13 protein-coding genes, 1 tRNA gene and 1 other annotated feature are annotated in these 13,251 nt (G+C 29.8%); of the genes, 10 read left to right on the top strand and 4 right to left on the bottom strand.

The annotated features are described in order from the left end of the window. Window positions 1–69 precede the first annotated feature (69 nt). From coaE to CC89_RS01545, 3 genes are all read left to right on the top strand, one after another. Window positions 70–675, top strand: a complete 606-nt coding sequence (gene coaE / locus CC89_RS01555) for a dephospho-CoA kinase (protein ID WP_035288269.1) — start codon at window positions 70–72, stop codon at window positions 673–675. Continuing rightward, window positions 675–1,289: a lytic transglycosylase domain-containing protein gene (locus CC89_RS01550; RefSeq protein WP_051931382.1), complete on the top strand. Its 615-nt coding sequence runs from the start codon at window positions 675–677 to the stop codon at window positions 1,287–1,289. Before coaE ends, CC89_RS01550 begins: the two co-directional genes overlap by 1 nt. A gap of 571 nt (window positions 1,290–1,860) precedes the next feature. Beyond that, a tRNA-Leu gene (locus CC89_RS01545) sits at window positions 1,861–1,947 on the top strand. Between the two features lie 87 nt (window positions 1,948–2,034). Here CC89_RS01545 and CC89_RS01540 read toward each other — a convergent pair. Next, window positions 2,035–2,955, bottom strand: coding sequence for a phosphatase PAP2 family protein (locus CC89_RS01540; protein WP_081896923.1), 921 nt, complete (start codon window positions 2,953–2,955; stop codon window positions 2,035–2,037). A 350-nt stretch (window positions 2,956–3,305) separates the two neighbouring features. Further along, window positions 3,306–3,572, top strand: a binding site (T-box leader). A 267-nt stretch (window positions 3,573–3,839) separates the two neighbouring features. Between CC89_RS01540 and asnA the strand changes: the two genes are divergently transcribed. Then, entirely contained in the window at window positions 3,840–4,862 is a 1,023-nt protein-coding gene (asnA, locus tag CC89_RS01535; protein ID WP_035288267.1) for an aspartate--ammonia ligase, read from the top strand. Window positions 4,863–5,215: 353 nt separating this feature from the next. Then, on the top strand, window positions 5,216–6,109 hold the full coding sequence (locus CC89_RS20255; protein ID WP_051931381.1) for a hypothetical protein: 894 nt from the start codon (window positions 5,216–5,218) through the stop codon (window positions 6,107–6,109). A gap of 590 nt (window positions 6,110–6,699) precedes the next feature. On the opposite strand, the gene CC89_RS01520 is transcribed toward CC89_RS20255, so the two are convergent. The 3 genes from CC89_RS01520 to CC89_RS01510 form a co-directional block, all read right to left on the bottom strand. After that, window positions 6,700–7,065, bottom strand: a complete 366-nt coding sequence (locus CC89_RS01520; protein WP_185750637.1) for a hypothetical protein — start codon at window positions 7,063–7,065, stop codon at window positions 6,700–6,702. Continuing rightward, complete coding sequence (locus CC89_RS01515; protein ID WP_035288263.1) at window positions 7,028–7,285, bottom strand: DUF4277 domain-containing protein; 258 nt, start codon at window positions 7,283–7,285, stop codon at window positions 7,028–7,030. The genes CC89_RS01520 and CC89_RS01515 overlap by 38 nt, the downstream gene beginning before the upstream one ends. Window positions 7,286–8,026: 741 nt before the next feature. Next, a complete protein-coding gene (locus CC89_RS01510; RefSeq protein ID WP_051931379.1) occupies window positions 8,027–9,421 on the bottom strand; it encodes a M17 family metallopeptidase in 1,395 nt (464 codons plus the stop codon). A 151-nt stretch (window positions 9,422–9,572) separates the two neighbouring features. Between CC89_RS01510 and CC89_RS01505 the strand changes: the two genes are divergently transcribed. The 5 genes from CC89_RS01505 (at window position 9,573) to radC (ending at window position 13,248) form a co-directional block, all read left to right on the top strand. Then, a complete protein-coding gene (locus tag CC89_RS01505; RefSeq protein WP_051931377.1) occupies window positions 9,573–10,085 on the top strand; it encodes a GNAT family N-acetyltransferase in 513 nt (170 codons plus the stop codon). A 174-nt stretch (window positions 10,086–10,259) separates the two neighbouring features. Then, the gene (locus CC89_RS01500) at window positions 10,260–10,844 is read left to right on the top strand and encodes a C40 family peptidase (protein WP_035288261.1); all 585 of its coding nucleotides are present in this window, start codon (window positions 10,260–10,262) and stop codon (window positions 10,842–10,844) included. A 275-nt stretch (window positions 10,845–11,119) separates the two neighbouring features. Then, window positions 11,120–11,803 (top strand): SPOR domain-containing protein, encoded by a 684-nt coding sequence (locus tag CC89_RS01495; RefSeq protein WP_035288258.1) that lies wholly within the window; start codon window positions 11,120–11,122, stop codon window positions 11,801–11,803. A gap of 168 nt (window positions 11,804–11,971) precedes the next feature. Beyond that, window positions 11,972–12,550, top strand: coding sequence for a Maf-like protein (locus tag CC89_RS01490; protein ID WP_035288256.1), 579 nt, complete (start codon window positions 11,972–11,974; stop codon window positions 12,548–12,550). 32 nt (window positions 12,551–12,582) lie between these two features. Then, window positions 12,583–13,248 (top strand): RadC family protein, encoded by a 666-nt coding sequence (gene radC / locus CC89_RS01485; RefSeq protein WP_035288520.1) that lies wholly within the window; start codon window positions 12,583–12,585, stop codon window positions 13,246–13,248. The last annotated feature ends 3 nt before the right edge of the window (window positions 13,249–13,251 follow it).

Here is a 13,251-nt window from a genome sequence, read left to right as displayed (position 1 = left end):
ATGAAGAATTTAAAATTTAACTCTGAATTTTCAATTCTCCACTCTTAACAAAAATAATGGGGTGATTTTGTGCTTAAGATAGGATTAACTGGTGGTGTAGGTAGTGGAAAGAGTACTGTCTCTAATATCTTAAGAGAACAGGGCATTAAAATTATCGATGCGGATTTAATCTCTAGGGAAGTTCTGAATATATATCCAGAAATAAAAGAAAAAATAAAAGCAGCTTTTGGAGAAGATTTTTTGGATGAAGAAGGTAATTTGGAAAGAAGACAACTAGGAAATTATATTTTCAAGCAGGATGAAAGAAGAAAAAAGTTAGAGCGTATAATAATGCCATATATAAAAAAAGAAATAGATTTAAGATTTGAAGCTTATGAAAAATCAGGAGAATATATATGCGTATTAGATGCACCTACATTAATTGAACAAGATATATATAAGCATATGCATAAGAATATATTGGTATGGGTGGATAGAAACACTCAAATTAAAAGGGTTATGACTAGAGATGACTTTACAGAAAAACAGGTTTTAGATAGGATAAAATCACAAATGCATTTAGATGAAAAAAAGAAGCATGTAGATTTTATAATAGATAATAGCAAAGATTTACTCAATACAAGAAAACAAATAAATAATATAATAGCAATGATTAAAAAGGATGAGGGGCATTGATGAAAAAAAGAAAATTGATTTTAATTATTATAATATTTGCAGTAATTTTAGCAATTTTAAACGTAGAAAATATAGCTAAAAATATATATCCATATAAACATAAAGAATATATAGAAAGATATGCAACTGAAAATGGGTTAGATCCTATGTTGATAGCTGCTATAATAAAGACTGAAAGTAATTTTAATGATAGAGCTAAATCCAATAAAGACGCTTATGGACTTATGCAGTTAACGCCTGAAACTGCAAAGTGGATATCTGAAAAAATGCAAATAGGAAATTTTAATGAGCAGATGCTGTATGAGCCAGAAACTAATATTAAAATGGGATGTTGGTATGTAAAAAATCTTCAAAAGGAATTTAAGGATATGGATTTAGTATTAGCAGCCTATAATGCAGGTAGAGGACGAGTTTCAAAGTGGCTTAAGGATCCTGAACACTCTAAGGATGGAAAAAATCTTCACTATATACCTTTTAAAGAAACAGATAAATATGTAAAAAAGGTAGAGGTTAGCTACAATATATACAAAGCCTTGTACAATAATCAAAAGAAGAATAAAACTCAGTTAATTAAAGATATATTTAAAAATTTCCACATAGGCTCTAATTTTTAGTACGTGGCTATTTTGCAGTGGCCGCTTTAAAAATATTCTTTTTAAATTTTTAAGGTACATGAAAATAAATAACAAGTTAAAGATGCTAGTATATTTTGTGTCAGACAAGGAAGCAGGTTCCGCCGCTAGTAGAACTATCGGTGGGTTCTGCTGACGCAGTATGACGCAAAATAGACTAGCAGACTGACTTGTTATTTATTTCAATGTGCCTAAAGTGGCTATTAATTTTATAAATATAGTATTTGGTAAGTAAATAATCTAACTTTAGCAGTTATAAAATAAAAATGTAAAATTGAAAATTTACAATGAAGGATAAAATTCTTTTAAGAAAGTTTTTGAAAATATAAGCTGAAGAAATTCCTTAGAAATTTCAAACTTCATTTTAAATTTTACATTCTAAATTTTAAATTAAGAACGTTCATTCATCTAGTGTAGAACTTATAATTTATGTGCGAAAGTTGAGTGAATAATCTATGAACGTTATGCAAAATAAACTATACAGCTGGGTTGAACACTTTTCTTGACCTTTTTATAGGTGGCTGATATAATAATCATGTAAATTTAATATTATGCAGGTGTGGCGGAATCGGCAGACGCGCTATCTTGAGGGGGTAGTGTCCGTACGGGCGTATGGGTTCAAGTCCCATCATCTGCACCAAAAATTATTTTAAATATAATAAATATAATCTTGCTAAAATTTAAAGCAAAATCCTAGGTTTATGTAGAAACCTAGGATTTTTAAATATTAAAATTTTATTTTTTCTTCTGGTGTACAATACAAATATCCAACCTTTGCTTTTCTTCCTTTGGCTCTATTCATAAATTTATTATCCCAAATATTAAAAATAAAATCCACCAACTTTACGGTTACAAAGGCTAGTACAATTCCAGCTATTACATCGATTACCCAATGTATTTCCATATACATAGTAGAATAAACTACACTTAAACAGAAAAATGACCAAGCATATTTAAATATCTTATCTTTTTCATGTAAAACCACTAAGAACATGGCAAAAGCTATGGAAGTATGCATAGATGGAAAACAATTTAGGGTCCATCCAGCTGCTTGATGTGGTGTAAAATTTCTTTGAAGTCTGTCGGGATTGCCAAGTACATACCAAACTTCTTGAAGACGTATGGCAGCATAAAAAGGACTTATTAAAAAAATTTGTAGTACATGAGCTGAAAGAATGTATCTTATCATTTTTCTTTTGTCTTTACATAAAGCAGCTCTATATATAGGTACTAGCACAGGAACTACAAAACCATTATTATAAACAAATGTAAAAAAATCATTTAACCATTTAGTTTGAATGACTCTAGTAAAACTAGCATCATTAAAAGGTATATTTTTAAAGGTTTCATTCCAATTCCAACCTAAACCTTTAGTCATTTGCCACTGTAATACTTTTCCCCATATGGTATAACCATGTTTTTGTATAAATATTAGAAATGCAATTATAGGTATACACCATATTAAGAATGTTATAGCTTGTACATCTTTTTTTAAGTCTTTTTTTGCTGTAAATCCAGCAAAAGCAAGCATTAATATATATATAATGCTAGTAGCGGATTGTCCATTAAATAGGGCTATGCAAGCACTTACTGCAAAAAAAACTCCAAATATCAAATGCCCATATTTGTTCCAAATATTATCAACCATATTTCAACCTCCTGCAAAATATATGTGAACTTTAAGTTAAATTATAACACAAAGTTAATTAATTTGTGTATAAAGATAATTACAATATTTTTTATCAATGGTTAACACACAGTAACTAGCACCTTAAAAAGCTTTTATTTATAATGTTATTGATACTAATTTTATTTACATACTATATTTTTAGGTGATTGTTTGTAGGTGCTAAGCTAAGTACTAGAATGCATGTGATACTTTGAGATTTTTTTCTGAAACCTATAATACAAAGAAAATGCAAGAAATATAAAAAAATATTTCAAAAATATATTTACATGTATATAACTACATGTTATAATCTAATAAAAATTTACGAAATAAAAGCTATGAAGAGAAGAGTAAATACAAAGTGAAGTTAAAGCGAGCTAATGGCGGTGAGAGATTAGTATGAAACTTGTATGGAAGAACATCTTGGAGTTTCTGACTGAAATTGCATTTTAAAAATGCAAAATTAGGCTCAGACGGAACCAAACCGTTATAGGATGGGCAGTATCGAAGTTTTAATTCCGTACTGTAATTTTGAGTGAACTTGCTTGCAAGTTAATTAGGGTGGTACCGCGAAAATATAGCTTTTCGTCCCTTTGGGGATGAAGGGCTTTTTTTATTTGTAGGAAATTAATTTTTAATGCTTAGAAAATTAGATTTTAGTAATTAAGGCACATTCAAATAAATAATAAGTCAGTATGCTAGTCTATTTTGCGTCATACTGCGTCAGCAGAACCCACCGATAGTTTTACTAGCGGCGGAACCTGTTTCCTTGTCTGACACAAAATATGCCAGTATCTTTGACTTGTTATTTCTTTTCATGTACCTAAAATGGATAGAAAAATTAAGATTAGGAGGAATTTGTTATGAACAAATATAAAAAATTTAAAGTAATGGAAGGTTATAAGTCAAGTTTAAGCTTAAAAGAAACAGAAAAAGCTATAAAAAAAGTAAAGGATTATTTTGAAAAGGAACTTTCAGAAAAGTTAAACTTAATTAGGGTATCGGCACCTTTATTTGTAAAAAAGAATACTGGACTTAATGATAATTTAAATGGATATGAAAGACCAGTAGCCTTTGATGCTTTAGAGCTAGGCAAAGAGGAAAGCATAGAAATAGTTCAATCGCTAGCTAAGTGGAAGAGAACTGCTTTGTATAGATATGATTTTATAATAGGAGAAGGTCTTTATACAGATATGAATGCTATAAGAAGGGATGAAGAATTAGATAACATACATTCCATATATGTAGACCAATGGGATTGGGAGAAGGTAATAAGTAAAGAAAGTAGAAATGAAAAACATCTAAAGGAAGTAGTGAAGGATATTTATGGTGTATTTAAAAACACAGAGGAGCTTGTTCAAAGAGAATACCCTCATATAGAAAAAATACTGCCAGATGAAATAAGTTTTATAACCACTCAAGAATTAGAAGATATGTATCCGGAGCTTACATCGAAAGAGAGAGAAAATGCTATAGCTAAAGAGAAAAAAGCTGTATTTATAATGAAAATAGGGGACACTTTGAAATCAGGTAAAAAGCATGATGGACGTTCTCCAGATTATGACGATTGGGGTTTAAATGGAGATATAATATTTTGGTATCCAGTTTTAAACTGTGCATTGGAACTATCATCAATGGGTATAAGGGTAGATAAAGAAGCTTTAATTTATCAATTAGAAAAGGAAAACTGTCAACATAGAAAAGAATTAGAATATCATAAAATGTTATTAGAAGGGATACTTCCTTATACTATAGGCGGAGGGATTGGACAATCTAGAATATGCATGTTTTTCCTTAGAAAAGCCCACATAGGAGAAGTACAGGCATCTTTGTGGAAAGAGGATATAATAAAAGATTGCAGGGAGAAAGGAATAGAGTTATTATAGAAATAATATTTTGTATCAATTTATAATATCCAGTCACTAATGAAGAAGTTGTTTAGGTATTTTATTTAATTATTTACTGTAATAATATTTAGTTATTATCCCACAAAAAGTATTAAATTACTTGAATTATGAAATTCTTCTGGAATGACTTGCGTAAGAAGCAAAGAAACTATTTAAATTAAATTTATTGTTCCCAGCTCTTATGCAAGTCATGGAGGAGAAATTTCATAATTCCACCACATTGTACCTTTTTGTGGGTTAGTGATTTAGTTAATAAATTTATAAATTATGTATCAAAGAAAGATAACATGCATATGTTGTTAGTGTAGTATTATTTTGTGGAGGTAAGTATATTGGATAAGGATATTATAAATGAAATGGATATTGAGGATGAATATGAAATGGTGCCTATTTCACCTGAAAGAATGAATTTCAATATGAAACCAGAGATGAATAATTATCCTATGGAAAATAATATTGACTATGATGGAATGTACAATGTTCCTAATATAAACCTAGAAGGTTCAATGAATCCATCAGCTAGAGCTAATTCGATGAATATGAAAAATATGAATACAAATCCTATGTCTATGCCAATGTCAATGCCAATGATGCATTGTATGATGCACTGTATACATTGCATGAAATGTATGAATATGGCACAAAAATATATGAATCCTATGAGTGGAATGATGCCTAATATGATGCCAGGTATGATGGAAGGTGGGATGATGCCTAATATGATGCCGGGTATGATGGAAGGTGGGATGATGCCTAATATGATGCCAGGTATGATGGAAGGTGGAATGATGTCTGATATGATGCCAGGCATGATGGAAGGTGGAATGATGCCTAATATGATGCCGGGTATGATGGAAGGTGGGATGATGCCTAATATGATGCCAGGTATGATGGAAGGTGGAATGATGTCTGATATGATGCCAGGCATGATGGAAGGTACAATGATGCCTGACATGATGAATAAAGAGGAGACTGAAATACCATCATCAATGGAGAATAGAGCAGAGGAAAATAATGAAAATATAATAAATAATAATAGAGAAAATGGTGAAAATAAAGAAGAATTTAGATATGGACCAAGGGATGTAGAAGAAATTTTAAGAAAAATAGAGCGTTATAATCCTGGTGTATTTAGAATGCTAAGAAGCTATGGTGTCCCATATGAAGAGGCTAGAAGAATTTGCAGGAGGATTATAAGACTTACATTAACATACTACGGAAAGTAAGAATATTGTGAAGCAAGTGCCGTAAGAAAAATCACACTTTAAGTCCGTGAAATAATTGTAATTTGGGACTAATCACAATACGCTAAGAACTTCTACATGTTTGCAGATTTCAATTCCCTAAAACCTTAACTCGCTCCTTGCGTCCCTCAAACAAGAAGGTTTCTTAACGGGAATTGAAATCTGCAAACATAAGAAGTTCTAAAGCTAGTTCCATAGTCCCCAATTCCAATTTTTTCACTCCCTTAAAGTGTGATTTTTCGGTTCATACATAAGCTATCTATGGGGGAATACAGCTAACTAAAGGATAATTTTCCTCCACTACGTTATGGAAAATCTTTTATTGGCGCTAGCCACCTTAAATACGTAGGCATGATTAGGATTTATATAACTTATATTTCGCATGTATAAAATACCAATAAATTATTTTATTTGATTTTATAACTAACGCATAATTTTCATTACCGTTAAAATCTAATGTGTACTTTAGGTAACAAAATTGAGAATATTTTCCCTCATATGCAAAAAAATTCGCATCTATCTAGGCCCTTAAATGGGTCATTTTTCTATAAATTGATTATTATAAATTAATGTTAAATATAATCCTGAGTATATATATTTTCACAAAACCCTGATAACTTAAGAAGTCTTTGAATATTACCATTGAGTTTATTGCCAATAATACGTTGTATAGAACCATCTTCAAATGTAATTATAGAAACTATTATATTTTCTAAAAGCTCTAAAATGTTTTTCCCCGTAAGGGCATGGGTTTTCACTTTACCTGGAATAATTAATGGTTCTTTGTTTTCTTTTAAAGATTTTCTAACTTCTCTTTCTATTAATGTATATACCATAAGTGCAAATAGAAAAACATATCCTAAAGCCTCTATACGACTAGATGTTTTTAAATATATTTCATCAATAAAATAGGAATCTTTTAAAATTTGTTTCAACATCTTTTTCAGCATAAAATTCATCAATTTTATAAAGAGCCTTCCGATTTGTAAGTATATTTGCAATTAAAGCTTCTACAGCTGTACCTGGTGAGACAATTCGTTTATTATCATCATAAGCAACCTGTCGGTTTATATATTCACCGATTTTTAATTTTCTACAGTATTTCAAAATTAAAGGAATAGATCCATCGATTGAATTCATTATATTTTTAATATTCATCTTGATTCCTCCAAACTAAGTTTTGTAAATTTAATAATATCAAATAATCTTAGTTTAAAGACATATTTTTACAAATTATTTAATAGGTAATTTTAACCTGTGAAATGTGAGATATAAATTAATGTCTCACGGCAAAATATATTAGGCTTTATTTAGTGCTTTATTTTGACAAGCAATTATTTATTAGTCAGAAGTTTAACACTTAAAAGTTTTTTTGGCGTGAGCCTGTTGATTTATAATGAATGATCGTCATATAGGTTAAAAAACATAAATATGTATTATAATAACAAATTCTAACATCTAGAAACTATAACCTAGTACTAAAAAACATTTGATGACTAGGGAGTAAACGAAAGGCTACGCCTAAAAAAATATTATGAGCGCTTTCTCATTTATTTACAAATTAAAGATTTTCCATAGCGTAGCGGAGGAAAATCATCCTTTAGTAGGCCATCTCCCCTAGAAGCAATGTACGCATGAACTGAAAAATCTGTCTTTAAGGTAACAATAAATATATTTTCTTAGACTATTGAGCTAGCCTTAGAAATTCTTTGTTTTCAAATTTCAATACCCGTTAAGAAGCTTTCATTGTTTGAGCGCCGTAAGAAGCGAGTTTGAAAGCTTTAGGGGCTTTAACTGTGAGACATTTAGAAGTTCTTGGCGTATTGTGAACAGTCCCCAATTACACATTTATTACGGAATTAAAATCAGATTTTCTTCAATGTATTATTTCATAATATATTATTTAAGTAAATAGTTTATAAGTGTTCTTGCGGGTTTTCCGTTGGCTCCTTTTTCATATACATCTGAATGTTCTCTAGAAGAAGAGCAGCCAGCTATATCTAAATGTGCAAAATTCACATCTTCTGCAAAACTGTGTAAAAACATACTGGCAACTATAGCTCCGCAGTTGTCTCCTGAGTTTTTAAGATCTGCACTAGAAGTTTTTAATTGCTCTAAGTATTCAGTGTTGTTTGGCAATCTCCATAAATATTCTCCGGTTTCTTTTCCAGATTCCATTAGTTTTTCTGATAGCTTATTTGAATTAGAAAATAGGCCAATATTAATTCCACCTAGGAAGTTAGCGCAGGAACCTGTTAGAGTTGCTACATCTATAATAGTAGTGGCACCTAGCTCTTTGGCATAGGTTATAGCATCACATAAAATAAGTCTTCCTTCTGCATCAGTGGATATTATTTGTATAGTTTTTCCGCTGTAACTCTTAATTACATCTCCAGGTTTATATGCTTTTGATGAAGGCATATTTTCAGCAGCAGGGATTAAAGCTATTACATTTTTCTTAGGTTTTAATCTTCCAATAGCTTTCATAACTCCTAAGACAGAAGCAGCACCAGCCATATCACCCACCATACCGTACATTCCCTTGGAAGGTTTTAGTGAAATTCCACCACTGTCAAAAGTAATGCCCTTTCCAACCAAAGCAGTAATTTCTTTGCTATCTGAATCACCTAGATATTGAAGTATTATTAAATATGGTTCATGAGAACTGCCATTTCCTACGCTTATTATTGAATTCATACCAAGCTTTTCTAACATATATTTATCATATATAGTTATATCTAGTGAGTTTTCAGAAGCTATAGCTTGAGATTTTTGAGTTAAGTATTTAGGTGTAACTATGTTAGAAGGAAGATTTGTTATCTCCCTAGAAAAGTTTATGCTTTCCCCAGAAATTAATCCATTTTGAATAGAGTCTTTACAAGAAGATATAACGTTTATGTTTTCTAATTTGATTGGACAATAGTCATCTTTAAAACCCTTAAATTTATAAAGGGATAAGGCTATACTTTCACCAATAGTGAATCCAAAATCATCATTAAAATTGTCTAAAATATCTAGAGATTCTATAGAATCTCTAATATTTTTAATTGCAGAACCTAGAGTCTTAAACAATACGGAAGAATTAAATTCCTCTGTTAAACCTAATCCAATTATGTAAATTCTATCATAGTTGGATTTTCCAAGGGTAGTTAATGCTTCAAATTCTTTAAATTTACCCTTGTTTAGTGAGAATTTTAAAAATTCTTCTATTTTTTCTGGATAAGAAAGATTATAGTTTTCAAATTTAAAGATTAATAAATTTGAGTAAATAGATTTGTTTTCTGTAGATATCATAAAAACACCCCCTATTAAGTATAACTAACTATAATATTACCACATTTGCATGAATTATTTAATAAGTATAGGTGCTTATTATAAAAATATAAGCTAAAAAAAGGAATTTATTAAGTGAATGTAGAAACACTAAATACTTGGGGGTGTTCATATGTTTCAAGTGGATTTGAATTTTAAAGATATATATGTTGATAGTATAGATAAGAAGGATTTAGTAGAGGTATATAATTGGATAAAAAGAAATAATGTGTACAATGATAGAAAAAAGAATTTGAGCTTTAAAGAATTTTGTGATAGATTTCTGGAGTATTATTTAGGTGAGGGTGAGGTTTTTTTAAAAATAACTAAAGATTCAGAAGTCATAGGAATACTGAAAGGAAGGATAGAATTTAAAAACCCTAATGAATTTTGGATAAGATATTTTGGAATGAATGCAAATTTTATGGATGCGCATATTCAGAAAATGATATTAAGAAAAATAATCAAAGTATTTAATAGTTATGGTATAGAAAAGTTTTATGTAATAATTTCTAGTGAGGAAAAAGAGGATTTGAATTTTTGGAATAAAAATGGATTTTTGCTGGTGAGAGTATGCAGCGATATAGTAAATATAAAAGGTAAAGATAAAACATTTATACTTTTAAAGGAGAAAAATAGAATTTAGAATTAAATTGGGTAAGATAGCATATATATAAATAACAAAGAAAAAGTCTGCAAAGTAGATAAAATGCCAAGCTTAACTAGAATGCTTGACATATTTTATACATATAACTTATAATTATATAGTGATTAAAAGAGGAAAAGGTTAAAAAAAAGTTACATTTCAGGGGGTTTTTTTATGAATTTTAGTAGGAAAAAGGTGATTTTAGTATTAGCATTAGGGGTACTTTTTTCAATGTGTAAATTTGATGTAGCAAAAGCAGATACTATACTAAAAAACAATGTAAATTCAAAAATTCGTTCTACTAATATAAAAGTAAATAAATCTATAAATGCTAAAAATAATGTAAATAGTAATAGGGCTTCAAGAGGTGGAGATTACAGCAGTTCTTATAACAAGGGAAGTGTTCTGATAGACTATGCCAAGAGTTTTTTAGGAAAACCGTATGTTTGGGGAGCAGAAGGACCACATGCCTTTGATTGTTCAGGGCTCACATTATATGTTTATAGAAAAATGGGGGTAAACCTTCCACATTATACAGGCTCTCAAGCGGAATATGGGAAACTAGTAAAAAGAAATGAATTGGTGCAAGGAGATCTTATATTTTTTAATACTACAGGTTACTTAGCACATGTAGGAATGTATGTAGGTAATGGTAAATTCATTCATGCATCCTCAGGAGGTCACAGGGTAATAATAAGTGATTTGTCAGGAAGTTATTACAGTTCAAGATATGCAAAAGCTAAAAGAATTTTAAATTAGAAATTTTAAATCTCGATGTATTCGAGATTTTTTTTTAGTAAGTCCTCTTATGTGCATTTAGAGAAATAACAAGTCAGTACGCTAGTCTATTTTGTGTCATACTGTGTTAGCAGCTCCCATAGTCTTACTAGCACTGGAAGCTGATTCCTTATCTGACATAAAATATACCAGCATCTTCGGCTTGTTATTTCTTTTCATGTACCTTAATTATATTGTTCTATTTATGGTTTACATAAAGTAATAATAAATATAGTTTAAAAACAGGAGGGGATTTTGTGAAGTACACTAGATATAATATTAAGAAAAAGCCTAATAAAAGTTTTATTGTAATAATTTTATTGGCAGTCTCTTTAATACTGATAGTTATAGGAAACGGTAAGGAAAATAAAATATTTGATAGAAATAAAAAAAATCCATCTAATGAAGTTAGTCTTAAAAATAAAGTTGATAAAAATGAAAAAAATCAAAAGAATTTCTATGCAATTCAATGTGGAGTTTTTTTAAGTAAGGAAAATGCAGATACTTTGGTAAAGACATTGAAACCTTATGGAAATCCTTTTATAGTAAAAATAGATGATAAATTTAAAGTAATGTTGGGCGTATACAGAGAAAAAGATTTGGATAAAACAATAACCGCTTTAAATAAGAAGGAAATTCAAAATACTAAAGTAACTTTTAAAATAAAAGAAGAAGATCTTTGTAATTTAGAAATTATTGAACTTATAAATGCTAATCTGGATGTTTTAAGTCAATTCTCAGATAAAGATGTAAAGGCATATAATACCCAGAAATTAAAAAAATGGAGTAATTCTCTTAAGTCTGTAGATGATAAAAGTAAAAATATACAAGTTTTAAAATCTCTTAAGGATTATGTGAACAAGCTCCCAGAGAAAATAGTTAGGGAACAAGTCCCTTCAGGATACAATTTAGTATATAATTGTCTTAATTCCATAAAATAAATTTTAAAAGTTTTTAAATAAATTTATTGAATACTTGTTTATGATAATATTAAATGGTAAACTATATAAGATGAATTTTGTATGGGGATAATTGATATGGATTAAATGTGTTTTTAATGGAAAAAATGGTAATAATATTAATATGTATAATGTTTAGGAAGTGATAAGTTGGATTTAATTTTAGCATCAGCATCCCCAAGAAGAAGAGAAATATTAGAGAAAATAACCAAGAATTTTACTGTTATTGTTAGTAATTTTGAAGAAAGTACAGTAAAATATCAAGGTGATATTGAATGGTATGTAAAGGAATTATCTAAGGGCAAGGCGAAAACTGTATGTGCAAACTTAAAGAATAAAGCTTTAGTAATTGGATGTGATACAGTGGTATCTTTTCAAGGAAGTATTTTAGGAAAACCTAAGAATGAGCAAGAGGCTTTTTTTATGCTTAAATCTTTGAGTGGAAAATGGCATGAAGTTTATTCAGGAATTACCCTTATAAATACAGAAACTAATAAAGTTTTAAGTAAGTGCGTGTGCACAAGGGTTAAATTTAGTGATATATCGGATGAGGATATTCAGAAGTATATAAAAACTAAAGAACCAATGGATAAAGCAGGTGCATATGGAATACAGGGATTCGCGGGGATTTTCGTGGAGAAAATAGAAGGATGCTACTACAATGTAGTAGGGTTGCCTTTAAATAAATTGAATTCTATGATGAGGGATATTGGGGTAAATTTATTATAGGAGGAATAGTTTTGGGTGTTTCTTTGAAAATAATGGATTTGCCTGAAAATGAAAGACCAAGGGAGAGGTTATTGAGGTATGGACCGGAGTCCTTGTCAAATGCAGAACTATTGGCAATAATACTTAGAACAGGCTGTAAGTCAGAGAATATTATAACCTTGAGCAATAGAATATTAAAAGACAGCAGTGGATTAAATGGTTTATTAAGTATGGATGCTGAAGAATGTATGAAAATGAAGGGGATTGGTAAAGCTAAGGCTTCTCAAATTTTAGCTTTAGCAGAAATTTCTCGAAGATTTAAATCCTACAAATCAGGTGAGGAGTATAAAATATCATCACCTAGAGATGTGGCAAATTTGCTCATGGAAGATATGAGAGGACTTAAGAAGGAATACTTGAAAATTATAATGTTAAACATAAAGAATGTAATTTTAAGTATTAAGGACATATCTATAGGAAGTCTTAACTCTTCTATTGTTCATCCAAGAGAAGTTTTTACAGAGGCTATAAAAAAACATAGTGCGTCTATAATATTATGTCACAATCATCCATCGGGAGATCCGTCTCCTAGTGAAGAAGATATTCATGTTACAGGGCGTATAAAAGAGTGTAGCAAAATACTGGGAATTGATTTCTTAGACCATATAATAATAGGAAATGGAATTTACGTCAGTTTAAAAGAAAAAGGAATTATGTAACGA

Source organism: Clostridium sp. KNHs214 (genome assembly GCF_000744935.1).
Taxonomy (GTDB): Bacteria; Bacillota; Clostridia; order Clostridiales; family Clostridiaceae; genus Haloimpatiens.
Note: the sequence above shows the minus strand (reverse complement) of the source record. Positions and strands in the feature narration are given on the sequence as shown.